At 72.5% G+C, this 22,379-nt stretch carries 18 protein-coding genes and 1 pseudogene; 13 read left to right on the top strand and 6 right to left on the bottom strand.

Annotated features, from left to right (window positions below; genetic code table 11):
* Positions 1–227: 227 nt before the first annotated feature.
* Positions 228–1,295 (top strand): DUF2637 domain-containing protein, encoded by a 1,068-nt coding sequence (locus tag J7E97_RS03545; protein WP_215022113.1) that lies wholly within the window; start codon positions 228–230, stop codon positions 1,293–1,295.
* A gap of 86 nt (positions 1,296–1,381) precedes the next feature.
* On the opposite strand, the gene J7E97_RS03540 is transcribed toward J7E97_RS03545, so the two are convergent.
* The 4 genes from J7E97_RS03540 to J7E97_RS03525 form a co-directional block, all read right to left on the bottom strand.
* The gene (locus J7E97_RS03540; RefSeq protein WP_215022112.1) at positions 1,382–1,816 is read right to left on the bottom strand and encodes an ATP-binding protein; all 435 of its coding nucleotides are present in this window, start codon (positions 1,814–1,816) and stop codon (positions 1,382–1,384) included.
* A gap of 161 nt (positions 1,817–1,977) precedes the next feature.
* Positions 1,978–3,720 carry a pyruvate dehydrogenase gene (locus J7E97_RS03535; RefSeq protein ID WP_215022109.1) on the bottom strand — a complete coding sequence of 581 codons (1,743 nt, stop codon included), beginning with the start codon at positions 3,718–3,720 and terminating at the stop codon, positions 1,978–1,980.
* Positions 3,721–3,787: 67 nt separating this feature from the next.
* Positions 3,788–5,419: a protein phosphatase 2C domain-containing protein gene (locus tag J7E97_RS03530; protein WP_215022107.1), complete on the bottom strand. Its 1,632-nt coding sequence runs from the start codon at positions 5,417–5,419 to the stop codon at positions 3,788–3,790.
* 107 nt (positions 5,420–5,526) lie between these two features.
* Positions 5,527–9,333: a S8 family serine peptidase gene (locus J7E97_RS03525; protein WP_215022105.1), complete on the bottom strand. Its 3,807-nt coding sequence runs from the start codon at positions 9,331–9,333 to the stop codon at positions 5,527–5,529.
* Between the two features lie 202 nt (positions 9,334–9,535).
* Between J7E97_RS03525 and J7E97_RS03520 the strand changes: the two genes are divergently transcribed.
* The 3 genes from J7E97_RS03520 to J7E97_RS03510 all read left to right on the top strand — a co-directional run bounded on the left by J7E97_RS03520 (position 9,536) and on the right by J7E97_RS03510 (position 11,550).
* The gene (locus J7E97_RS03520) at positions 9,536–10,513 is read left to right on the top strand and encodes a helix-turn-helix domain-containing protein (RefSeq protein WP_215022103.1); all 978 of its coding nucleotides are present in this window, start codon (positions 9,536–9,538) and stop codon (positions 10,511–10,513) included.
* A 24-nt stretch (positions 10,514–10,537) separates the two neighbouring features.
* A complete protein-coding gene (locus J7E97_RS03515; RefSeq protein WP_215022101.1) occupies positions 10,538–11,020 on the top strand; it encodes a DUF456 domain-containing protein in 483 nt (160 codons plus the stop codon).
* A gap of 107 nt (positions 11,021–11,127) precedes the next feature.
* Positions 11,128–11,550 (top strand): PPOX class F420-dependent oxidoreductase, encoded by a 423-nt coding sequence (locus tag J7E97_RS03510; protein WP_215022099.1) that lies wholly within the window; start codon positions 11,128–11,130, stop codon positions 11,548–11,550.
* A 268-nt stretch (positions 11,551–11,818) separates the two neighbouring features.
* Here J7E97_RS03510 and rsgA read toward each other — a convergent pair whose 3' ends face one another.
* Positions 11,819–12,925, bottom strand: coding sequence for a ribosome small subunit-dependent GTPase A (gene rsgA, locus J7E97_RS03505; protein ID WP_251053745.1), 1,107 nt, complete (start codon positions 12,923–12,925; stop codon positions 11,819–11,821).
* 381 nt (positions 12,926–13,306) lie between these two features.
* Here rsgA and J7E97_RS36945 point away from each other — a divergent pair.
* Positions 13,307–13,513: pseudogene (locus tag J7E97_RS36945) on the top strand (TetR/AcrR family transcriptional regulator); the annotation flags it as partial.
* Between the two features lie 155 nt (positions 13,514–13,668).
* Positions 13,669–14,085 (top strand): helix-turn-helix domain-containing protein, encoded by a 417-nt coding sequence (locus J7E97_RS35500; protein ID WP_251053743.1) that lies wholly within the window; start codon positions 13,669–13,671, stop codon positions 14,083–14,085.
* Positions 14,086–14,204: 119 nt separating this feature from the next.
* Here J7E97_RS35500 and J7E97_RS03490 read toward each other — a convergent pair whose 3' ends face one another.
* Complete coding sequence (locus J7E97_RS03490; protein ID WP_215022093.1) at positions 14,205–15,320, bottom strand: YihY/virulence factor BrkB family protein; 1,116 nt, start codon at positions 15,318–15,320, stop codon at positions 14,205–14,207.
* Between the two features lie 17 nt (positions 15,321–15,337).
* Between J7E97_RS03490 and J7E97_RS03485 the strand changes: the two genes are divergently transcribed.
* The 7 genes from J7E97_RS03485 to J7E97_RS03460 all read left to right on the top strand — a co-directional run bounded on the left by J7E97_RS03485 (position 15,338) and on the right by J7E97_RS03460 (position 22,357).
* Positions 15,338–16,981 (top strand): acyl-CoA dehydrogenase family protein, encoded by a 1,644-nt coding sequence (locus J7E97_RS03485; protein ID WP_215022091.1) that lies wholly within the window; start codon positions 15,338–15,340, stop codon positions 16,979–16,981.
* 396 nt (positions 16,982–17,377) lie between these two features.
* Complete coding sequence (locus J7E97_RS03480) at positions 17,378–18,652, top strand: GAF domain-containing protein (protein WP_215022163.1); 1,275 nt, start codon at positions 17,378–17,380, stop codon at positions 18,650–18,652.
* A gap of 26 nt (positions 18,653–18,678) precedes the next feature.
* Positions 18,679–19,245, top strand: a complete 567-nt coding sequence (locus tag J7E97_RS03475; RefSeq protein ID WP_215022089.1) for a GNAT family N-acetyltransferase — start codon at positions 18,679–18,681, stop codon at positions 19,243–19,245.
* A gap of 225 nt (positions 19,246–19,470) precedes the next feature.
* Positions 19,471–19,554, top strand: a complete 84-nt coding sequence (locus tag J7E97_RS36940; RefSeq protein WP_309550570.1) for a putative leader peptide — start codon at positions 19,471–19,473, stop codon at positions 19,552–19,554.
* A 207-nt stretch (positions 19,555–19,761) separates the two neighbouring features.
* The gene (locus tag J7E97_RS03470) at positions 19,762–21,471 is read left to right on the top strand and encodes a nitrite/sulfite reductase (protein WP_215022087.1); all 1,710 of its coding nucleotides are present in this window, start codon (positions 19,762–19,764) and stop codon (positions 21,469–21,471) included.
* Positions 21,468–21,647 carry a DpnI domain-containing protein gene (locus J7E97_RS03465; RefSeq protein WP_214956597.1) on the top strand — a complete coding sequence of 60 codons (180 nt, stop codon included), beginning with the start codon at positions 21,468–21,470 and terminating at the stop codon, positions 21,645–21,647. The genes J7E97_RS03470 and J7E97_RS03465 overlap by 4 nt, the downstream gene beginning before the upstream one ends.
* The gene (locus J7E97_RS03460; RefSeq protein ID WP_215022085.1) at positions 21,644–22,357 is read left to right on the top strand and encodes a phosphoadenylyl-sulfate reductase; all 714 of its coding nucleotides are present in this window, start codon (positions 21,644–21,646) and stop codon (positions 22,355–22,357) included. The genes J7E97_RS03465 and J7E97_RS03460 overlap by 4 nt, the downstream gene beginning before the upstream one ends.
* Positions 22,358–22,379 lie beyond the last annotated feature (22 nt).

Below are 22,379 nucleotides of genomic sequence, written 5' to 3'. Positions count from 1 at the left end.
TCCGTCGTCCGAAGCCACCCGTCCGGCTGACCGGGAATCGAACCCAACCCCGTCTCCACGAGCGACTGTTCGAGCCGCGACACCCTATCCGGCGGGCTCCGCCCCCCGATGGCGTCCACTTGACCCGAAACCCGCGTGTACGGCGGACCGGCTGCGCCACTATGGCGCCCGGAAAGCCGCACCGGCCACAAGCCGAACAGCCGCATACGCGAGGCAAGGACATCCGCATGAGACTGACCGACATATCGCTGGACTGGCTGCTGCCCGGCAGCCTGCTGATCCTGGGCGTACTTGCGGCAGTGGCGGTACTGGCCCGGGGCAAGCGCGAAGGCGAGAAGGCCGCGGCGGCCGAGGACAGCTGGGAGCGCAGCGAGGAGCGCCGGCGGCGCAAGGAGGCCGTCTACGGGACCGCCTCCTACGTCCTGCTGTTCTGCTGCGCGGCGGTCGCCGCCGCTCTCTCCTTCCACGGGCTGGTCGGCTTCGGCCGGCAGAACCTCAACCTTTCCGGCGGCTGGGAGTACTTGGTCCCCTTCGGCCTCGACGGCGCCGCCATGTTCTGCTCGGTGCTCGCCGTCCGCGAGGCCAGCCACGGCGATGCCGCACTCGGCTCGCGCATGCTGGTCTGGCTGTTCGCGGGCGCGGCCGCCTGGTTCAACTGGGTGCACGCTCCGCGCGGCATCGGCCACGACGGGGCGCCGCAGTTCTTCTCCGGCATGTCCCTCTCCGCGGCCGTGCTCTTCGACCGCGCGCTGAAGCAGACCCGCCGGGCCGCACTGCGCGAACAGGGCCTGATTCCAAGGCCGTTGCCCCAGATCCGGATGGTCCGCTGGCTGCGGGCCCCCCGGGAGACCTTCGGCGCCTGGTCGCTGATGCTGCTGGAGGGGGTGCGCACCCTCGATGAGGCCGTGGACGAGGTGCGCGAGGACAAGAAGGAGAAGGAGCAGGACCGGCACCGCAGGCGGGAGCAACACCGCCTGGACCGGGCGCACATCAAGGCGCTCGGCCGGCAGAACCGGGCGTTCGGGCGCCTGGCCCGCGCCCGTCAGGTCGACATGCCGGGGCTGGCCCCCGGATCGGGCTCCGCGCCGGTCGGCGCGGAGCCGGCCATAGCGGATGCGGGGCAACTGCCACTACGACGCCGGCCCTCCCTGCAGGCCGTGAACGGAACCGACTCCGCTGAGGCGGCGGGTGGCCCCCGGACGGTGGACCTCACCGCCGAGGACGACACCCAGACGCTTCCGCGACTCGACTCGCTGGAGCGCAAACTGAAGGACCTGGAGCAGCAGTTCGGCTGACCTGACCCCCGACACAGGGGGACCGGAGCGGCGGTCGGCCGGAGCCACGGCGGCCGCGCTCCCCGACGCGGGACCCGCCCGAAGCGTCAGGCGGGTCCCGCGTCGTGGCGTCCGTCCAGTTCGAACCACACCACCTTGCCCCCGCCCAGCGCCGCGGTCAGCGCGTCCACGCCCCAGGCGTCGGCGAGTGCCTGGACCAGCACCAGCCCCCTGCCGTGCGTACCGTCGTCGGCGGACGGTACGTGCGGCCGGGGCCGGCGGGCGGCGTAGTCCCGGACCTCCACCCGCAGGCGGGCGCGGGCCAGGGTCGCGGACACCTCAGCGCCCTGATCGGTGTGGACGAGGGCGTTGGTGACCAGCTCGGTGACCAGCAGCTCGGCCACGTCGGCGGCGTCCACCCGGCACCGGTGGCGCATCAACTCCCTCAGGGCCTCACGGACTTCGCCCACCGCCTTGAGGTCCGCCCGGCGCACGCTGCGGGTGATCCCCGGCGGGTCCACCGCTCCCCCGTTCCCGGCCACCGGTTCACGCGTTACCGGCCGCCCCCTCTTCCGCACCTTCCCGGACTTCGCCCCCACCCGCACCGCGATGTACCTCCCGTATGCCCCGCTGCCGGACGGCCCGCCTCTCGAACAGGCCTACGGGATGCATGCCCTCTGAGGAAATCCGCACGCATGCGGGGTCAGGGGCGCGGCACGTTCCTGAGGTTGGACCGAGCCATCTGGACCATCCGGCCGACCCCTCCGTCCAGCACGATCTTGCTGGCGGACAGTGCGAATCCGGTCACCATCTCGGCGCTGATCTTCGGTGGAATGGACAGCGCGTTGGGGTCCGTGACCACGTCCACCAGGGCGGGTCCCTTGTGCTTGAAAGCGTCCTTCAAAGCCTGGTTGAGCTGCTTGGGCTTCTCCACGCGGACCCCGTACGCGCCGGCCGCGCGGGCGATCGCCGCGAAGTCGGGGTTCTTGTTCGTCGTTCCGTACGAGGGCAGGCCGGAAACCAGCATCTCCAGCTCAACCATTCCGAGCGAGGAATTGTTGAAGAGGACCACTTTGACGGGGAGGTCGTACTGCACCAGCGTGAGGAAATCTCCCATCAGCATGGAGAAGCCGCCGTCGCCCGACATCGACACCACTTGACGTCCGCGATCGGTGAACTGTGCGCCGATGGCCTGCGGGAGGGCGTTGGCCATCGACCCGTGACTGAAGGAGCCGATGATGCGGCGTTTGCCGTTCGGCGAAAGATAGCGCGCCGCCCAGACGTTGCACATGCCCGTGTCGACGGTGAACACGGCGTCGTCGTCGGCGAGTTCGTCCAGGACGGAGGCGACGTACTCGGGATGGATGGGGGTGTGCTTCTCCACCTTCCGCGTGTAGGCCTTCACCACTCCTTCCAGCGCGTCCGCGTGCTTCTTCAGCATCCGGTCGAGGAAGCGGCGGTCCGTCTTGGCCTTCACCCGGCTGTTCAGCGCGCGCAGGGTCTCCCGTACGTCGCCCCAGACCGCGAGGTCCAGCTTGGAGCGGCGGCCGAGGTGTTCGGGCCTGATGTCCACCTGGACGATCTTCACGTCGTCGGGGAGGAAGGCGTTGTACGGGAAGTCCGTGCCGAGCAGGACCAGCAGATCGCACTCGTGGGTGGCCTCGTAGGCCGCGCCGTAGCCGAGCAGCCCGCTCATGCCGACGTCGTACGGATTGTCGTACTGGATCCACTCCTTGCCCCGCAGGGCGTGTCCGACCGGGGCCTTGACCCGGTCGGCGAACTCCATCACCTCGGCGTGCGCACCGGCGGTGCCGCTGCCGCAGAACAGCGTGACCTTGTCCGCCTCGTCGACGAGCCGGACCAGCTTCTCGATCTCCCCGTCGCCGGGCCGCACCGTCGGCCGGGCGGTCACCAGGGCGTGTTCGACGCTCTTCTCGGGAGCGGGCAGCGAGGCGATGTCTCCCGGCAGGGAGATCACGCCGACCCCGCTGCGGCCCACCGCGTGCTGGATGGCGCTCTGCAGGACCCGCGGCATCTGCTGGGGGTTGGAGATCAGCTCGCTGTAGTGGCTGCATTCGGTGAACAGCCGGTCGGGGTGGGTCTCCTGGAAGTAGCCGAGGCCGATCTCACTGGAGGGGATGTGGGAGGCCAGCGCGAGGACCGGGGCCATCGAGCGGTGGGCGTCGTAGAGGCCGTTGATGAGGTGGAGGTTGCCGGGGCCGCAGGAACCGGCGCACGCGGCGAGGGTTCCGGTGATCTGGGCCTCGGCGCCGGCCGCGAAGGCGGCGGTCTCCTCGTGGCGGACCTGGATCCACTCGATGCCGCCCGTACGGCGGATCGCGTCCACGACGGGGTTCAGGCTGTCCCCGACGACTCCGTACATCCGCCGCACGCCGGCGCGCACGAGGATGTCGACGAATTGCTCCGCCACGTTCTGCTTGGCCATGGAGGGGGTGCCCTTTCCGGTTCGGCGCTTTCCGTGTGCGCCTTCCATCCATGCACGGTTCGCCCGCTCACGCCTCCCAGACCGCGGCGGCCGTCCGGTCGTCGGCGTAGCCCTTGAGGCGGAGCTGGGTGTCGGCGAGGAAGGCCGCGAGGCCCGGCGGGGGCCCCTCGGACCAGCGGGATGCGAGCTCGGTGGACAGGGGCCGCTCCTCGCGCATCGGCTCGGCGAGGCCGCCGGAGCACAGGAGCAGGGTGTCGCCGGGGCGGGCCACCGAGGCCCGGAAGCGGAACCCGGTCTCCGCCGTCGGCGCGGCCTCCTCCAGATCGCGCCACTGGCCCTCGCGGAGCCGGAACAGACCGCCCGCGCCCGCGCCGAAGCAGACCCGGGTGTGGCACTCGGGATCGACCGGCAGCAGCAGCCCCCGCAGCCCGGCCGTGTACGCGTCCTCCGCGAGCCCCAGCTCGGCGGCGCGGGCGCGCAGCCTGCCGTAGCCCCGGTCGGTGAGCCGCTGCAGTCCCGAGCGCAGGGCGTCGCGCCGCCCGGCGCGGATGTCCTCGGCCAGCCGCTCCTGGCTGCGCCCGACGGCGCCCGCGACCAGGCGGCACACTTCGGCCGCGGCCGCGCCGGCTCCGGACGCGGCCCGGTCCCCGCCGGCGAGCACGACCAGGACGAGGGCGTCGGGCCCGGCGCCGAAGCGGGCGGTGAGCAGGAAGTCCCGCCGGGCCTCGCCGCGGAACCGGGCCGAGTCCCCGCGCAGCGAGGCGGCGCGCAGGGTGTAGCCGCCGTACTGGGCCCCTTCCAGCACGGTGTCGGGGGTCAGCGCGTCGAGTCCGGCCGGATCGGCGGCGGGCAGCGCGACGGGCTCGGCGGCGTAGGTCGGGGGCCGGTCCCCGAGATGCGTGACCACGGGCCGCGGGGGACCACCGGGCCCCCGGGAGCCCGCCGGGCCCCCGGTTGCCGCCCCCGGCTCGGGGACGACCCCGCCTGCCCCCGCCGTCCCGGCCGCGGCTCCGGTCCCGGCCCCGGACCGGGTCCCGGCCGCGGATCGGGTCCCGGCCGCGGATCGGGTCTCACCGTCCCCGCCGGATCCGGCCGCCCCGCCGAGGCCGCCTGCCCCGCCGAGGCCGCTCAGCCCACCCAGCCCACCCAGTCCGCCCGGTCCGCCGTCACCGCCCGGTTCTCCCTGACCGCCCGGTCCGGTGGGCCCCCTGAGACCGCCCGGTCCGGACTGATCGGCCCGACCTGTCCGATCGCCCGGCCCGGCCGCCTCGCCCGGCCCGCCCCCACCGGCCGTCCGAGCTCCGGGGGCGGAGTCCGGAGGGGGACCGGCCGGGGCCTGCTCCGGGATCGATGCCCCCGCGGCGGCATCGCCGCGTAGCCGCCGGCGCCAGACGGGCAGTCCCTCCGGCTCCTCCGGCTCCTCGGGCGGCAGCGCGGGCGGGACGGCCACGTCCCCCAGCGCGTACCAGGTCTGCCCGCCCTCCCGCGGGTCCCGCGGCGGCGGCAGCAGCGACTCGGCGTACTCGGCCACCGGCTCCGGATCCGGTGGCCGGGGGGGCGGTTCGGTGACCATGACCGCCGCCGAGCGGAAGCGGTGGTCCAGCGTGTCCCGGGGATCCGGTTCCGGTCCCGTCTCGGGGTCCTCGTAGAGCTTCTGCCACCAGTCATCCGCGCCCGCATCCGTACCCTGCTGACTCATGGCCCTCATTCTCGGGCTCCGGACGGGACGGAATCCGGCGAACTCACGAAAAAGGAGGGCCCATCGGACCGCCGTCCGATGGACCCTCCCCCTATCAGCCGTACGACCTAACGAATGTCGTACGCCCGCGCGACCGTCTGGGTGACAGCAGCGCCGTTCGTGTCGGTCAGCTGGACCTTGAGCATGACCTGCTTGCCCGCGGCCCCGGCGTGGTCGACGGTCGCCGCCCACTGCCCGCCGCGCTCGCTCACCTTCGCCTCGGTCCAGCTGCCGCCCTCGTCGTACGAGTACGACAGCTTGGCCGACTTGAGCGCGCCGGGCGCGTAGCCCGCGTGCCCGCTGACCCCGAGGGTGATCTTCTGGCCGTTGGCCGCGGCCAGCGTCTTCATCCCGTCCAGCGGGGCGGAGATCCGCGGGAAGAGGATCGGCAGCGGCTGCGAGTACCGCGTGGCGTCCAGCTTCGAGCGGAAGGTCCAAGAGGTCTGGATCTCGGAGGAGCGCTGCCAGGTGCGGGCCGGCTGCCCGATCTTCGCCAGCTGCTGGGTCAGTTCGTACGTGCCCTCCGCGGCCGGTACCTCGAAGACCCCGGACGGGTAACCGCTGTCGCCCAGCGGCTCGCCGTCGCGCTTGAGCGAGACGTTGCCGACGTCGCCGAAGCTCCCCTGCTGCGCGTAGTGCCCGCCGTCGCCCCACATCGCGGAGGCGAAGCCGATCAGGTTGCCCTGCCGCTCGGCGGCCAGCTGCTCCTTGCCCGTGGTGTCGCGCGGCGCCACCGGGCCGATGACCCCGTCGTACCAGCTCTCCGCGCGCTGGGAGCCCGCCTCGTACGTGCGCTGCCGGTCGGTCATGAACTCGCCCCAGGGGAAGCTGCTGGAGAGCACGTGGTCCCAGGCCGTGTCCCCGGCGGAGTAGAACTCGGTGCGCTTGCCCGGTACCGCGACGGTGTCGAAACCTCCGAAGTACACGGCGGTGCCGAGCGGGCGGTAGGCGCCGGCCATGTCGATGAAGCCGGATGCGACGCCCATCGACTGGTAGGCCGATTCGACGGTGCCGAGCTCGCGGTCGCGCACCCGGTAGGTGCGGTCGCCCTGGACCGAACCCTTCTCGATCTGGGCGAGGTTGTAAACGTACGGGCTCTTCGCGTTGGCCTTCCAGCTCAGCGTCACCTTGCCCCGGGGGGCCTCGGCGAGCTGCGCCGCCAGTGGCCGCCCCTCGGCGGACTCGATGGACAGGGCCGGGAGCGAGCCGCCCGCGTAGCCGGTGAAGGCCTGCCAGCGGCCGGGTGCGTCGCGGTAGGCGAGGACGGCCTTGGCGCCGGCCGCCTTCGCGTTGCCCGCGATCTCGTACAGCGCGGGATCGTCCGTCCTGACCAGCACGATCGCGTCCTTGGCGGCGACGGCGGCGAGCTCCTCGGCCGTGCCCGCGCCCGCGTTGACGAGCGGGGCGCTGCCCGTGCCGTCGAGGTTGTCGCTGCCCGTGGAGGCGGTGAGCGGGTGCAGCACCGGGCCGCCGTTCACCTTCAGCTCGGAGAGCAGCGGCGCGGCCGCCCGCCAGTAACTGCCGAACTCGTACGCGCCGTCCTTGGCCTTGCCCTCGACGGAGGCGTAGTAGCCGCGGATGGTCCGGCCGCCCATGGCGGTGCCCGCGTGCAGCCAGGCCTCGTCCCAGGAGCGGGAGAAGGCGAGCGTGGTGGCGCGCGCCTCGGTGGGCCGGTCGTTTTCGATGCTCAGCCGGGCCGCCTTGCGGGCGTCCAGCACGATCACCGTGTCCTTCTTGATCTCCGTCTGCGGACGGCCGAGGTAGGTGAGCGAGTCGGTCATCGTCGCGTTCTCACCGGCGTCGGGGGTGGCGACGAAGGCGGAGAGGAAGTACGCGCCCGGGCGGACCCGGTAGACCTGGTCGACCGAGCCGTCGTTGAAGCGGCGCTCGCCGCTGGCGTCGTCGGTGCCGATCACGTCCAGGGAGGACGGGCCGCCGGCCGGCCGGCCGGTGCGGTCGATGAGCTTGACGCGCAGGGTGACCGTCTGCGGCTCCACGTAGAGGGAGAAGGGGGTGGAGACGTGCACGCCGTTCGCCGTTGCGACGACGCGGCCGGCGACGTCCCCGTACTGGGAGCGCTCCAGCTTCGCGGAGGGGTCCAGGGCGAGCGGCACCTTGACGGTGGCGCCGGCCGGGACGGTCACGGTGCGCTGGTCGAGGCGGGCGACCTGGCCGCGGACGGCCGAGCCGTCGTTGCCGGTGACCTTCTCGACGGAGAGGTTCAGCGTGACGGACTCGCTGCCCGTGTTGGTGTACGGGACCGAGATGCCGGTGCGGTCGCCGCGGTCCTGCGGCCAGTGGTACGCGCCGCCCTGGAGCGAGGGGGCGCCGGTGACCGTGGTGTCGATGGCGGCCTTGACGTCGAGCCGACCACCGCCGGTCTCCCGCACGTCACCCGGGACCGCGGTGTTCGCGGAACCGACCAGCGCGGCCTTGATCTGCTGCGGGGTCCAGTCGGGGTGGCGCTGCTTGACGACGGCCGCGGCGCCCGCGACGTGCGGGGTGGCCATCGAGGTGCCCGACATGGACTGGTACGCGTACACCCCGCGGCCGCCCATGCTGGCGGCGGAGATCCCTACGCCGGGGGCGGCGATCTCGGGCTTGAGGGTGTGCTGCGGTCCGGCCGGGCCGCGGCTGGAGAAGAGGGCGGTCGTGTCGTCGCGGTCGACGGCCCCGACGGTCAGCACGCTGGGCGCGCAACCGGGCGAGGAGACCGTGTTGTTGCCGGGGCCGGAGTTGCCGGCGGCGATGACGAAGAGGGCGCCGCCGCTCTGGGCCAGGGCCTCGGTGGCGGCGGCCATCGGGTCGTCGCAGGACAGCTGGGAGGGGTCGCCGAGGCTCATGGAGATCACGTCGGCCTTGCTGTCCACGGCCCACTGCATGCCCGCGATGATCCACGAGTCCAGGCCGTAGCCGGAGTCGTTGAGGACCTTGCCGCTGAGCAGCTGGGCGCCGGGGGCGACGCCCTTCTTCGCTCCATCGCTCTCGGCGCCGGAGCCGCCGACGGTGGAGATGGTGTGGGTGCCGTGGCCCTGGCGGTCCTCGGCCGTGTCCGAGTCGGTGAAGTTCTTCGCCTCGGCGACCCGGCCCTTGAGGTCGGGGTGTCCGAGGTCGGTGCCGGTGTCGAGGACGGCGACCTTGGTGCCGGTGCCGTCGTAGCCGGCGGCCCAGGCGGCGGTCGCGTTCACCTGCCGGGTGGAACGCTCCAGGTTCGCCTGGACCTTGCCGTCCAGCCACAGCTTCTTCAGCGGGGCGGAGGCGGTGGACCGGGAGTGGGCGTTGGTGGCGCTGCCCGTGACGTCGGCCCAGAAGTCGGCGGCCTTGGCCTTGTCGGCGGCGAGCGCGACGCCGCCGATGGAGCCGAGGACCAGCGACTGCTCGGCGCCCCGCGGCACCGGCGGGGCGCTGCGCGCGAGGGTCGGGGAGCCCTCGTAGACCGCGATGAGCGGGAGCTTCTTGGCGTGCGCGTCGTCGTAGCCCTGGCGGATCAGGCCGGTGACGTTGAAGAGTTCCTCGTCGGCCTTGCCCGCGGCGAGCGCCTTGACCGCGCTCTCGGGGTAGACGTAGAAGTCCTTGTCGGACTGGCGGGTCTGGACGACCGGCTGCGAGCCGTCCTCGCGGGGCATCGCGGTGGCGGCGGTGCGGCCGGCCGCGTCGGTGGAGACCAGGACCCGGTCCCCGGTGACCAGGGTCACGGTGACGGGGCCGGTGGGCTGCTCGGAGGCCGCCCGGCTCCCCGTGAGGGGCCTGTTCGCCGTTCCGGTACCCGCTCCGGGCGCTCCGTCCCTCGGCCGTGCCGTGGACGGGCCCACGGCGGTGACGGCCAGGGCGGCCGCGATGGCCGCTCCCAGTGCCGTACGCGATATCGGGCGCATCGCTCTCCCCAGGTGAATTCCGGCCAATTGCTTCAATGCACGGCGAAACCGCCGCGTAAATGCCTTCTGGCCAGCGGATATTGGTGCTGCGGTGGCGTCACCTTGGCAGAGGGGCGCGGGGTACGGCGATGATGTCGCGGGCGGGTTTGCGCCGTGGCCGCTTCCCGCCAGGAACGGCGCCGAGAGGGTTGGGGTGTACGGGATGCTGGGAGCGATAGGTCTCGACGAGGGACAGGAGTCCGCCTACCGCGCGCTGGTGGCGCTGGGAGCGGCGGAAGTACCCGATCTCGCGCACCGGTTGACGCTGCCCGTGCAGCAGACCGAACGGGCCCTGCGCCACCTGGAACGACAGGGGCTCGCCGCCCAGTCCTCCGCCCGGCCCGGCCGGTGGGTGGCCGCCCCGCCGGGGGTGGCGCTGGGCGCGCTGCTCACCCAGCAGCGGCACGAACTGGAGCAGGCGGAGCTGGCGGCGGTACTGCTGGCGGAGGAGTACCGGGCGGAGGCCGCCGAGCCGGCCGTGCACGACCTGGTGGAGGTGGTGACGGGTGCGAGCGCGGTGGCCCACCGCTTCCACCAGCTCCAGCTGGGCGCGACCGAGGAGGTGTGCGCGCTGGTCACCGGCAGGCCGCAGGTCGTCGCCGCCACGGACAACGAGGCGGAGGACCGGGCCTCCGTACGGGGCGTCGCGTACCGGGTCGTCATCGAACGGGAGGTGCTCACCCAGCCCGGCGGGATCCGGGAGGCCTCGACGGCGCTGGCGCGCGGCGAACACATCCGGGTGACGGCCCAGGTGCCGACCAAGCTGGTGATCGCCGACCGGGCGCTCGCGATGGTCCCGCTGACCGCGCGCGGAGCGGAGCCGGCGGCCCTGGTCGTGCACGCGTCGGGGCTGCTGGAATCCCTGATGGGCCTCTTCCAGGCGGTCTGGCGGGAGGCGCTGCCGCTGCGGCTGGGCTCCACGGGTTCCCCGGAGGAGGGCGACGGGGGTCCGGACGCCACGGACCTGGAGATCCTCACGCTGCTCCTGGCGGGGATGACGGACGCGAGCGTGGCCAAGCACCTGGAGCTGGGCCTGCGGACGGTCCAGCGGCGGGTCAAGGGCCTGATGGAGCTCTCCGGGGTCACGACCCGACTCCAGCTGGGCTGGCACGCGTACGAACGGGGCTGGGTGGCCCGATAGCCCCAGGTCAGGCAGGCTGAGCAGATGGATCTGCCTCAGCTGCTCCTCATGGGGCTGGTGCTGTTGCTCGGAGTCGCCGGGGTGCTGGTCCCGGGCGTCCCGGGGACCTGGCTGGTCTGGGCGGGGGTGCTGTGGTGGGCCCTGCACGAGCGGTCGGCCGCGGCGTGGACCCTGTTGGTCGCCACCACGGCCCTGCTGCTGGTGGTGCAGGTGGTGAAGTGGCAGCTGCCACCGCGCCGGCTCCGGGGAGTGGGGGTCACCCGCCGGATGACGGCGTACGCGGGCGCCGGGGCGGTACTGGGCTTCGTGCTGCTGCCGGTGGTGGGGGCGGTCCCGGGGTTCGTGGGCGGGATCTACCTGTGCGAGCGGCTGCGGCTGGGCTCCGACGGGGAGGCGAGGACTTCCGTCCGGGCGGTGATGCGGGCGGTCGGGACGAGCGTGCTGGTGGAACTGCTCGCATGCCTTCTGGTGGTGGGGGCGTGGGTGGGAACACTGCTGTGGACCTGAGCCCGGCCCAAGCCGTCGGACCGTCGCTTCGGCGCCGGGGGCGTAGGCCGGGGGCGTAGGCCCCCGGCCCGATGCGGTGGGTGGCCGGAGCTGGGATCGTCTCCCCCATGAGGGACTCGAAGGAGGTGACGGGCTTGACGGAGTTCAAGGGTTTCAGCGAGCCGGAACTGACCTACCTGCGATCGCAGCCCCTGGGGCGGCTCGCGACGGTGGACGCGGCCGGGCAGCCACAGGCGAACCCGGTGGGCTTCTTCCCGCAGGACGACGGGACGATCCTGGTGGGCGGCCTGGCGATGGGCACGACGAAGAAGTGGCGCAACCTCGCGGGCAACCCCCGCCTGTCCCTGGTCGTGGACGACCTCGTCAGCACCCGCCCGTGGACGGTCCGCGGCGTGGAGGTCCGCGGTACCGCGACGCTGGAAGTCGGCCCGCACTCCCTGGGCCCCCACTTCAGCCCGGAAGTCATCCGCATCCACCCCGCGAGGGTGCTGTCGTGGGGGCTGGACCAAGACAGCCCCGCCGACGATTGAGGCGCGGGGCCCGGGGCGGAGCCCCAGGTCTTCGGGGTCCGGGGCGAAGCTCCGCCGGCCAAGACAGCCCCGCCGGCGTTTGAGGCGCGGGGTCTGGGGCGGAGCCCCAGGTCTTCGGGGTCCGGGGCGAAGCTCCGGGGAACGGTGGAAGGGTGGGTAGGGGACCGGCCCCGCGCAGCGCAATACCCGCAGCCCCGCCCGGCGGGTGCCGAACGGGGCTGCGGGGCCCGGGGCGCAAGCCCCGGGGGGAAGAGGCGACGCGGGAGCGTCAGGCGCGGCCGGTGCGCTTCGCGGCGTAGTTCGCGCGGCCCTCCGCGGACCGCAGCCGCCAGTCCCGCCTCAACTCCGACCGGAGCCTCGCGTCCGTCTTCGCGACGATCCGCTGGTTCTCCCGCAGCAGCTTGCGGTAGCTGGCCAGCCGCCGCTCCGGCAGCTCGCCCGAGGCCACGGCGGCCCGCACCGCGCACCCCGGCTCCGCCTCGTGCGCGCAGTCGTGGAACCGGCACTGCCGCGCGTACTCCTCGATCTCCGAGAAGACCTGCCCGACCCCGGTCTCGGCGTCGAAGAGCCCCACGCCCCGCAGCCCGGGGGTGTCGATCAGGACGCCGCCGCCCGGCAGCGCCAGCAGGTTGCGCGTCGTGGTCGTGTGGCGGCCCTTGCCGTCCACGTCGCGCGTCTCCTGGACCTCCATCACCTCGGACCCGAGCAGCGCGTTGGCCAGCGTGGACTTGCCGGCGCCGGAGATGCCGAGGAGGACGCTCGTACCGCCCGCGACCACCGCGGCGAGCACGTCCGTGCCCGCTCCGGTCAGCGAGGATACGGTGAGGACCTGGACGCCGGGCGCCGCCGTCTCGACGTCCTGGACGAGGTACCCGAGGGACGCGGGGTCCGGGACGACGTCCGCCTTGGTCAGGACGACCAGTGGCTGCGCCCCCGATTCCCAGGCGAGCGCGAGGAACCGTTCGATGCGGCCGAGGTCCAGTTCGACGGCCAGCGACACCGCGATGATCGCGTGGTCGACGTTCGCGGCGAGGATCTGACCCTCGGACCGCTGCGAGGAGGTGGACCGTACGAAGGCGGTCCGGCGCGGCAGGTACGTCCTGACGTACCGCGGGTTGCCGCGCGCCTCCAACACCGCCCAGTCGCCGGTGCAAATGACCCGGAGCGGGTCGTGCGGGGTGACGAAGGCGGTGTCGGCGCGGACGATTCCGTCCGCCGTCATGACGTCGCACTGGCCGCGGTCGACCCGTACGACCCGGCCGGGCACGAGGCCCTGATCGGTGTACGGGGTGAATTCGTCCTCCCATGCGTCGTCCCAGCCGTAGGGGCCGAGGGCGTGCGAGGGAGAAGCCTGCGAGAAAGAAGGAAGAGACAAGGGAAACCCTTCACAGGGTGGCCCCGGCAGTGCGCGCGCCGCGACGGCGCGCGAGAGAGGTGTTGAGGTCAGCCGGAGACCACGGAAGTGACATTGATGGTCTTCTGAGTGCGGGCAGCGCCCTGCGCCATGACAGTCATCAATGAACTCACCTCCGGGTCGTACGACGTGCTGAAACCTGCGGTCCCGCACCGATCGGCGGGAACGTCCCCACCGTAACAAGCCCGTTCAGGCGCGCGCCAGTTATTTTTCCCGCTGCCCGGAGGACTCCGGGCGTCCGCTGGCGCCGCGCGATGTCCGGGCTTGCCGCGGCTTACCGATGGTCAGGAGCGGCCCATAAGTACCTCGCCTCAACTCCTGTCCGATATTAAGCTGTTCCTCATGAAAACCGGCAAAACCGCAGATTCCGAGACGCTTTACGAGACGTCTTCCGAGGCGCATTCCGACACCAGGAGACAGATCCTGCGGGTGTCCATGGAGCTGTTCGGCGCACGCGGTTTCCACGACACCTCGCTGCGGGAGATCGCCGAACGGGTAGGCGTCTCCAAGCCGGCGGTGCTCTACCACTTCCCCGGCAAGGCCGACATCCTCGCCGCCCTCGTGGAGCCGATGCTCCGCGATCTGGCCGCGGCCCTGGCCCGCGCCGCGGCCGCCGGTCCCGCCGAGGAGCGGTGGGCCGCGATCGAGGGCGTCCTCGACGTCCGGCTGAAGCACGTCACCTGCTCCGGCTCAACCTCCACGACATGGCCCCGACCACCCCCGACGCGGCCTTCGCCCGTCTGCGCGACGCCATGCTCCGCGCGAGCACCCTGGTGGCGGGCGCCGATCCGGGTTTCGCGGAGCGGGTGCGGGCCGCGCAGGCCGTCGCGATGCTCTCCGACCCGGTGGCGCTCTTCGCGGACGCACCGGTCCCCGCCCTGCGCGCGGCCGTCCTGGACGGCGTACGACGCCTCCTGGACGAGCCCGCCGGGCCCGCCTCCGGCACGCTGCCCGCGCCCGGCGGCCGGCGCGGCCGGCCCGTCGCCATGAGCCCGGCCATGATCGAGGCCGCCCGCCGGATGCACGCGGCGGGCAGCGGGGCGACCGCGATCGCCGCCAGACTCGGCGTCTCCCGGGCCACGGTCTACCGCCACCTCCCGCAGGAGGAGGACGGCGAGTGACGTGCCCGATTAGCTCGACATGATCGGCGTCATCGTCTCCGACGCCGACCCTGCCGGCCCCCCCCGGGGCTTCCTGGCCGGAACGACGCCGGGGGCCCATTGCGCGGCGGGCCCGGCGCTCAGTGCTTGCGCAGGCGCGAGTGGTAGTCCTCGGGAGGCAGGAACCTCGACCAGCGCTCCGGGAATTCCGACGGCATGTCGTCGTCCTCGTCGTCCTCCGACTCCCCCTCGGCCATCGCCCGCCAGGCGGCCGCCCGCGCGACGAACTGGGCCGCCTCCGCCTCGCGGGCCCGCTCGTTCGCCTCGCGCGCCGCCGCCGTGGCCACCGAGGGCCAGACGCGGTCGATCGCGGCGTTGACGGCCGCGCCGACGAGGACCGCGAAGGCGGAGATGCCGATCCAGAGCAGGATCGCGACGGGGGCCGCGAGGGACCCGTAGATCGTGGGGCCCTCGACGGTGTTGGTGAGGTAGATCCGCAGCAGGAAGGAGCCGACCACCCACATGGCGAGGGCGACGAGCGAGCCGGGGACGTCCTCGATCCAGGGCGAGCGGACGGGGACGGAGACGTGGTAGAGCGTCGTCAGGAAGGCGATGCAGAGCAGGGTGACGACGGGCCAGTACAGGACCGCGATCACTTCCGTGCTCCACGGCACCAGCCGCACCACCGCGTCCGGGCCCACGACCATCAGCGGCAGCACGATGGCGCCGATCAGCAGGGCGATGACGTAGAGGAGGAAGGCCAGGAGCCGGGTCTTGACGATGCCGCGATGTCCGTCGAGCCCGTACATGACGGTGATGGTGTCGATGAAGACGTTGACGGCGCGCGAACCCGACCACAGGGCGAAGGCGAAACCGAGGGAGATGAGGTCGGGGCGGCCCCGGTTGGTGACGTCGTCGAGCATCGGCCTGGCGATGTCGTTGACGCCCCGGTCCGACAGGACGGTGCCGACCGCCCGCAGGATGTTCTCCTCGATGCTGGCGACGGTGGTGCCGCCCGACCAGCCGTCCACGTACCCCAGCAGACCGAGCAGGCCGAGGAAGAGGGGGGGCAGCGAGAGCAGGGTGAAGAAGGCCGCCTCGGCCGCGAGTCCGAGGATGCGGTACTCGATGCACGAGTTCACGGTGTCTTTGAGCAGCAGCCACGCCATCTTGCGCTTGGAGACGTTGCGGTAGAGGGCGCGGGCCCGGTGGAGCCTTCCGGGAATCCACTCGGGTGTTTCTTTTGCTGGCTGCACGTCCTTACGGTATCCGCATGGCAGCCACCACCCACACAGTCAGCAACCAGGCCCCGCTCCTCACGGGCTACGACGTCTACGGCAGCGACCGGGTCCTGAGCGAGGGCATGGAACGGCATCTCGCGGGCGCGGCGCCCGAACTCGCCGCTGAGGTACGGGAAGAGCTCACCGGTCTGGGCCGGGCCGCCGGGTCCCGGCAGGCCCAGGAATGGGGCACTCAGGCGAACGAGAACCCGCCGAAGCTGCGCACCCACGACCGGTACGGGAACCGGATCGACGAGGTGGAGTTCCACCCCTCGTGGCACCGGCTGCTCGGGCAAGCGGTGGGCGCCGGGCTCACCGACGCGTGGGGCCGCCCGGCGGGGCACCTGCGGCGCGCGGCCGGGTTCTTCGTGTGGTCGCAGGCGGAGTCGGGGCACGGGTGCCCGGTCTCCATGACGCACGCGGCGGTACCGGCGCTGCGCACCGATCCGGAGCTCGCCGCCGAGTGGGAGCCGCGGTTGACCTCGCACGTGTACGAGGAGGGGCTGCGGCCGGCCGGGCAGAAGGCCGGGGTGCTCTTCGGGATGGGGATGACGGAGAAGCAGGGCGGCAGCGACGTACGGGCGAACACGACGACGGCGGTGGCGCTGGACGCGTCCGGCGAATACCTGCTGACGGGGCACAAGTGGTTCTGCTCGGCGCCGATGTGCGACGGGTTCCTCGTGCTGGCGCAGGCTCCGGGCGGCCTGACGTGCTTCCTGGTGCCGCGGGTACTGCCGGACGGGACGCGGAACGTGTTCGCGATCCAGCGGCTGAAGGACAAGCTGGGGAACCGGTCGAACGCGTCGAGCGAGGTGGAGTTCGATGGGACGTGGGCGCGCCGGGTGGGCGAGGAGGGCCGCGGGGTGCGGACCATCATCGAGATGGTCGCGGCGACCCGGCTGGACTGTGTGATCGGGTCCGCCTCGCTGATGCGGCAGGCACTGACGCAGGCCGCTCACCATGCGGAGCACCGCTCTGCTTTCGGATCACTGCTCATCGACCAGCCGTTGATGCGCAACGTGCTCGCGGACCTCGCCCTGGAGTCCGAGGCGGCCACCACGCTCACGCTGCGCCTGGCCGCCGCCTACGACGCCGACACCGATCAGGAGCGGGCCTTCCTGCGCATCGCGGTGCCCGTCGCGAAGTACTGGGTGACCAAGCGCTGTACGCCGATGGTGGCGGAGGCCCTGGAGTGTCTGGGCGGAAACGGCTACGTCGAGGAGTCCGGGCTGCCGCGGCTGCTGCGCGAGTCCCCGCTGAACTCCATCTGGGAGGGATCGGGCAACGTACAGGCCCTCGACGTGCTGCGCGCGCTCCAGCGCGAGCCGCTGGCGCTGGGCGCCTTCCTCCAGGAGGTCGGCCTGGCGCGCGGGGCGGACCACCGGCTGGATTCGGCCATCAAGGACCTGCTGACCGAGCTCGCCGATCTCGAGGGCATCGAGGCGCGGGCCCGCCGCGTCGTGGAGCGCATGGCGCTGGTGCTGCAAGGATCCCTGCTGGTGCGTTGGGCCCCGCCGGAGGTGGCCGACGCCTTCTGCGCCTCGCGGCTGGGCGGCGACTGGGGCGCGGCCTTCGGCACGCTGCCCCACAGTCTCGACCTTCGGGCCGTCGTCGAACGGGCCCGGATCCCGGGCTGACAGAAGGGCCCCAACCCTTCTGATCGCGGGCTTGCGCGAGGGCCCCAACCCTTCACGAAGCACGGCGGGCGTGGATCCGGGCCCGTTGACCTGGACGAGGGATGGCGCCGCGCCGACTCGGCACCACCCCTGATCCGAGAAGCCCCGAGGAAGGAGCCTTCACGTCGCTGGGCGACGTCCGCACAGTTTCGATCGAGCGACCGGGACTTGGCGAGAGTTGCATGACGTTGCAACCTTTGAATCGGAACCGCCCGCGCTGGGGGCGTACCGCGTGCCCCGGGAAGGCGCACGCGCCGTGCGCACCCGGGCGGTGTCCGTCGTACGTCCGTTCCACACGGGGAGGTTCCGGTGGCCCACACCACAGGCGGCGCGATCGGTGCGTCCCGCATTTCGGCCATGGACGCGCGTGAGGCCGCGCGTCTGCTCAAGGGCGTACGGTCGGCCGCGCTGGCCGGGGACAGGCCGCCGACCGCGCCCCGCCCGGAGATAGCCGAGTCCTGGCGCCGGATGCTGGCGGGCGGGGTCCACCCGGACCGCGACACCCGCTCCCGGGTGCTGTCCGCCGCCGAGACCGAGGAACGGCGGCAGGTCTCCCCCCTGCGGGACCTGCTGCCCGTCCTGCGCGAGGGGCTGCTGCCCTCGCTGGACGAGGCCCTGCACATCATGGTCGTCGCCGACGCCGACGGCCGGCTGCTCTGGCGGGAGGGCCACACCTCCATCCTGCGCAAGGCCGACCGGCTCGGCTTCGCCGTCGGCGCCGACTGGGACGAGGCCGTCGTCGGCACCAACGGGGTGGGGACCGCCCTGGTGACCCGGCGGCCCGTCCAGGTCTTCTCCGCGGAGCACTTCGTCTCCAGCCACCACGACTGGACCTGCGCGGGAGCCCCCGTACGCGATCCCCGGGACGGGCAGCTGCTCGGCGTGATCGACGTCAGCGGACCGCTGGCCACCATGCACCCGGCGACCCTGGCGTGGGTGAGCTCGGTGGCCCGGCTGGCGGAGCGGGAGCTGCGGATCCGGCACCTGGAGTCGCTGGAACGGCTGCGCTCGGTGGCGGCCCCGCTGCTGGCCCGGCAGCCGGGCCGGGCCGTGGCCGTCGACGGCCACGGCTGGACGGCGGCCGTCGCGGGCCTGGCGCCGACGGAGCGGATCGCACTGCCGAAGCCGTTCGGGCCGGGCCGGGTGTGGGTGCCGCAGCTGGGCGACTGCCTGGTGGAGCCGCTGCCCGGCGGCTGGCTGCTGAGCGTCGCGCAAACGCCCGCCGGGGCGCAGGCCGCCGCCGCCCGGGTCGTCCTGGACCTCAGCCGGCCGGAGGCCTGTCTGGTCACCGTCTACGGGGCTTCGGGGAGCTGGTCGCAGGAGCTGAGCCCGCGCCACGCGGAGCTGCTGTTCCTGCTGGCGGAGTCGCCCCGGGGGCGCTCGGCGGCGGAGCTCGCGCAGGAACTGTTCGGGGACCCGACGCGCACGGTGACGGTCCGGGCCGAGATGTCCCGGGTCCGGCGCAACCTCGCGGGCGTGCTCACGCACCGCCCGTACCGCTTCGCGCAGGGCGTGGAGGTCGAACTGATCCGGCCCGGGAACCCGGCCGCCCTGCTGCCGCACTCCACCGCCCCGGCCGTGGTCGGGGCCCGGCTGGGCCGGACGGATCCGTGGGGGACCTCCGGGCCGTGACCGGAGGATGTGATTCCCTGACCTGCATGAGCACCACGACGCTGACCACCTGGTCCCTGGAAATGACCTCGCCGACCGATCTCGTCCCCTCGGTGGGCGTCCCCGGTCCGGAGATCCGGATCGTCCGGTCCGAGGTCCCGTCCCCGGAGTTCAGCCGCTTCCTCTACACCGCGGTGGGCGGCGACATCCACTGGACGGACCGGCTGGGCCTGACCCGCGCGCAGTGGGCGCAGTTGCTGGGCCGTCCCGGCGTGGAGACGTGGGTGATCTACGACCGGGGCACCCCGGCCGGGTACGTGGAGCTCGACCCGCAGCCCGACGGTGTGGTGGAGATCATCTACTTCGGCCTCGTCCCGGAGTTCCGGGGGCGCCGGATCGGGGGTCACCTGCTGACGGTGGGCATCGAGAAGGCGTGGTCCCTGGCGGAGCGCTGGCCCGAGCTGTCGCCGACGCGCCGGGTCTGGCTGCATACGTGCAGCCTGGACGGGCCGGCGGCGATGCCGAACTACGTCCGGCGCGGCTTCAAGGTCTTCCGCGAGGAGACCGAGCCGTACGAGCCGACCCCGACCCCGGGCTCCTGGCCCGGCGCCTGATCCCGACGCCCCGGCCCGACGCCTGAGCCCCCTCCTGAGCCCGGTTTCGCCCCCGGGGCGCGACCCCCGCACCCCCGCCCGGCCCCGCTCCCTGGGGCCGGTAGCCGAGGGACCGGAGGGGTGCGCGAGGTGACCCCCGTCACGGTATCTCGCGATACGAGACGACTTCGTCCGCATCGTGGACAGTAGTGGACTCCTCCAATCGCCCCATGCCACGCTTCCGCCATGAACGGAGCTGGAATTGCCTTGGTGAGTCGGCGGCACGTCGACCTCGGCCGCATGTCCAGCGCCATCTGTCCGGCGAGCTGAGGGAACCAGCACCGCCGCACGACGTACGGCGCACCGCGCGCAGCCGCCGCGCCCGCCGTAGGACGTCACCCCACCACCGCAGTCCCCTGTAGGCCGCTCACCGCCCCAAAAAGGCGGCGATCAGCCACACCCGCTCCATGTGCGCCAGGGGTCACGCCGCCGCTCCCCCTGCCCATGCCTTGAGCCGCCGAAGAAGGACGTACCGCCATGGCCGCCACCCCCGAAACGACCGCCGCCGCCGCGCCCGCCGCCGCCGCGCGCCGCAAGACCGGCCGTCACCGCGGCGAGGGCCAGTGGGCCGTCGGACACCACACGCCCCTCAACGGCAACGAGCAGTTCAAAAAGGACGACGACGGTCTCAATGTGCGGACACGCATCGAGAACATCTACTCCAAGGCGGGCTTCGACTCGATCGACCCCAACGACCTCCGCGGCCGCATGCGCTGGTGGGGCCTGTACACCCAGCGCAAGCCCGGGATCGACGGCGGCAAGACCGCGATCCTGGAGCCGGAGGAGCTGGACGACAAGTACTTCATGCTGCGCGTGCGCATCGACGGCGGTCGGCTGACCGTCGAGCAGCTGCGCGTCATCGGCGAGATCTCCCAGGAGTTCGCGCGCGGCACCGCCGACCTCACGGACCGGCAGAACGTGCAGTACCACTGGATCCGCATCGAGGACGTCCCGGAGATCTGGCGCCGTCTGGAGGCCGTCGGACTCTCGACCACCGAGGCCTGCGGTGACACCCCCCGCGTCATCCTCGGCTCGCCCGTCGCCGGCATCGCGCAGGACGAGATCATCGACGGCTCCCCCGCCATCGACGAGATCCAGCGCCGCATCGTGGGCAACCCGGCCTTCTCCAACCTGCCCCGCAAGTTCAAGTCCGCGGTCTCCGGCTCGCCGCTGCTCGACGTGGCGCACGAGATCAACGACATCGCCTTCGTCGGCGTGAACCACCCCGAGCACGGCCCCGGCTTCGACGTCTGGGTCGGCGGCGGCCTCTCCACCAACCCCAAGCTCGGCGTGCGCCTGGGCACCTGGGTCTCGCTGGACGAGGTCCCGGACGTCTACGAGGGCGTCATCTCGATCTTCCGCGACTACGGCTACCGCCGGCTGCGCACCCGCGCCCGTCTGAAGTTCCTCGTCGCCGACTGGGGCCCGGCCAAGTTCCGCCAGGTCCTCGAGGACGAGTACCTGAAGCGCGAGCTCACCGATGGCCCGGCGCCCGAGCAGCCCAGCGGCCAGTGGCGCGACCACGTCGGCGTCCACCAGCAGCAGGACGGCCGCTTCTACGTGGGCTTCGCGCCCCGCGTGGGCCGTGTCGACGGCGCCACCCTGACCAAGATCGCGGACGTCGCCGAGAGCCACGGCTCCGGGCGGCTGCGCACCACCGCCGAGCAGAAGATGATCGTGCTCGACATCGAGGCGGACAAGGTCGACTCGGTCGTCGCGGCCCTGGAGGCGCTGGACCTGCGGGTCAAGCCGTCGCCGTTCCGCCGCGGCACGATGGCCTGCACCGGCATCGAGTTCTGCAAGCTGGCCATCGTCGAGACGAAGGCGCGCGGCGCCTCGCTGATCGACGAGCTGGAGCGCCGCCTGCCGGAGTTCGCGGAGCCGCTCACCATCAACATCAACGGCTGCCCGAACGCCTGCGCCCGTATCCAGGTGGCGGACATCGGTCTCAAGGGCCAGCTGGTCCTGGACGACGACGGCAACCAGGTCGAGGGCTACCAGGTCCACCTGGGCGGCGCGCTCGGCCTGGAGGCCGGATTCGGCCGCAAGGTCCGCGGCCTCAAGGTCACCGCGGCCGGGCTGCCGGACTACGTCGAGCGGGTCGTCACGCGCTTCGAGGACCAGCGCGAGGGCGGCGAGCGCTTCGCCGCCTGGGTGACCCGTGCCAAGGACGAGGACCTCTCGTGAGCGAGCGCGCCGCACCGTTCTACTGCCCGTACTGCGGCGACGAGGACCTGTTCCCGAACGAAACCGGCCACGGCGCGTGGGAATGCAGGGCCTGCAACCGAGCCTTCCAGCTGAAGTACCTCGGGCTGCTGGCCCGGGGTGTTCAGTCCAATGACGCTGGAGGGGACGAGATATGACCACCATTCAGGACGCCGGTCTCAAGGCCGGCAGTCTGAAGGCGCTGGCCGAGCAGGCGGGCCGCGACCTCGAAGACGCCACCCCGCTGGAGATCCTCACCTGGGCGGCCGAGACCTTCGGCAAGAAGTTCGCCGTGACCTCCTCCATGGAGGACGCGGTGGTCGCCCACCTCGCCTCCCGCGCCTTCCCCGGCGTGGACGTGGTCTTCCTCGACACGGGCTACCACTTCGAGGAGACCATCGGCACCCGTGACGCGGTCGAGGCCGTGATGGACGTCAACGTCATCACGCTGACCCCGCGCCGCACGGTCGCCGAGCAGGACGCGGAGTACGGCCCGAAGCTGCACGACCGCGACCCCGACCTGTGCTGCGCGCTGCGCAAGGTCAAGCCCCTCGAAGAGGGCCTGACGGCGTACGACGCGTGGGCGACGGGCCTGCGCCGCGACGAGTCCCCGACCCGGGCGAACACCCCCGTCGTCGGCTGGGACGAGAAGCGGCAGAAGGTCAAGGTCTCGCCGATCGCCCGCTGGACCCAGGACGACGTGGACGCGTACGTACTGGAGCACGGCGTCCTCACCAACCCGCTGCTGATGGACGGTTATGCCTCCGTCGGCTGCGCCCCCTGCACCCGCCGGGTGGCGGCGGGCGAGGACGCCCGGGCCGGCCGCTGGGCCGGGCGCGGCAAGACCGAGTGCGGACTGCACGGCTGATGACAGACACACCTCGAACGGA

It is taken from the genome of Streptomyces sp. ISL-66 (genome assembly GCF_018614135.1).
Taxonomy (GTDB): domain Bacteria; phylum Actinomycetota; class Actinomycetes; order Streptomycetales; family Streptomycetaceae; genus Streptomyces.
The sequence above is the reverse complement of the archived record's forward strand: the minus strand, read 5'-3'. Positions and strand labels throughout refer to the sequence as shown.

Bases quoted from the DNA above. Each gene is read 5' to 3' on its own strand.
- J7E97_RS03545 (WP_215022113.1), top strand. From the start codon at position 228: ATGAGACTGACCGACATATCGCTGGACTGGCTGCTGCCCGGCAGCCTG.
- J7E97_RS03535 (WP_215022109.1), bottom strand. From the start codon at position 3,720: ATGGCCAAGCAGAACGTGGCGGAGCAATTCGTCGACATCCTCGTGCGC.
- J7E97_RS03530 (WP_215022107.1), bottom strand. From the start codon at position 5,419: ATGAGTCAGCAGGGTACGGATGCGGGCGCGGATGACTGGTGGCAGAAG.
- J7E97_RS03525 (WP_215022105.1), bottom strand. From the start codon at position 9,333: ATGCGCCCGATATCGCGTACGGCACTGGGAGCGGCCATCGCGGCCGCC.
- J7E97_RS03520 (WP_215022103.1), top strand. From the start codon at position 9,536: ATGCTGGGAGCGATAGGTCTCGACGAGGGACAGGAGTCCGCCTACCGC.
- J7E97_RS03515 (WP_215022101.1), top strand. From the start codon at position 10,538: ATGGATCTGCCTCAGCTGCTCCTCATGGGGCTGGTGCTGTTGCTCGGA.
- J7E97_RS03510 (WP_215022099.1), top strand. From the start codon at position 11,128: ATGAGGGACTCGAAGGAGGTGACGGGCTTGACGGAGTTCAAGGGTTTC.
- J7E97_RS35500 (WP_251053743.1), top strand. From the start codon at position 13,669: ATGGCCCCGACCACCCCCGACGCGGCCTTCGCCCGTCTGCGCGACGCC.
- J7E97_RS03485 (WP_215022091.1), top strand. From the start codon at position 15,338: ATGGCAGCCACCACCCACACAGTCAGCAACCAGGCCCCGCTCCTCACG.
- J7E97_RS03480 (WP_215022163.1), top strand. From the start codon at position 17,378: ATGGACGCGCGTGAGGCCGCGCGTCTGCTCAAGGGCGTACGGTCGGCC.
- J7E97_RS03475 (WP_215022089.1), top strand. From the start codon at position 18,679: ATGAGCACCACGACGCTGACCACCTGGTCCCTGGAAATGACCTCGCCG.
- J7E97_RS36940 (WP_309550570.1), top strand. From the start codon at position 19,471: ATGAACGGAGCTGGAATTGCCTTGGTGAGTCGGCGGCACGTCGACCTC.
- J7E97_RS03470 (WP_215022087.1), top strand. From the start codon at position 19,762: ATGGCCGCCACCCCCGAAACGACCGCCGCCGCCGCGCCCGCCGCCGCC.
- J7E97_RS03460 (WP_215022085.1), top strand. From the start codon at position 21,644: ATGACCACCATTCAGGACGCCGGTCTCAAGGCCGGCAGTCTGAAGGCG.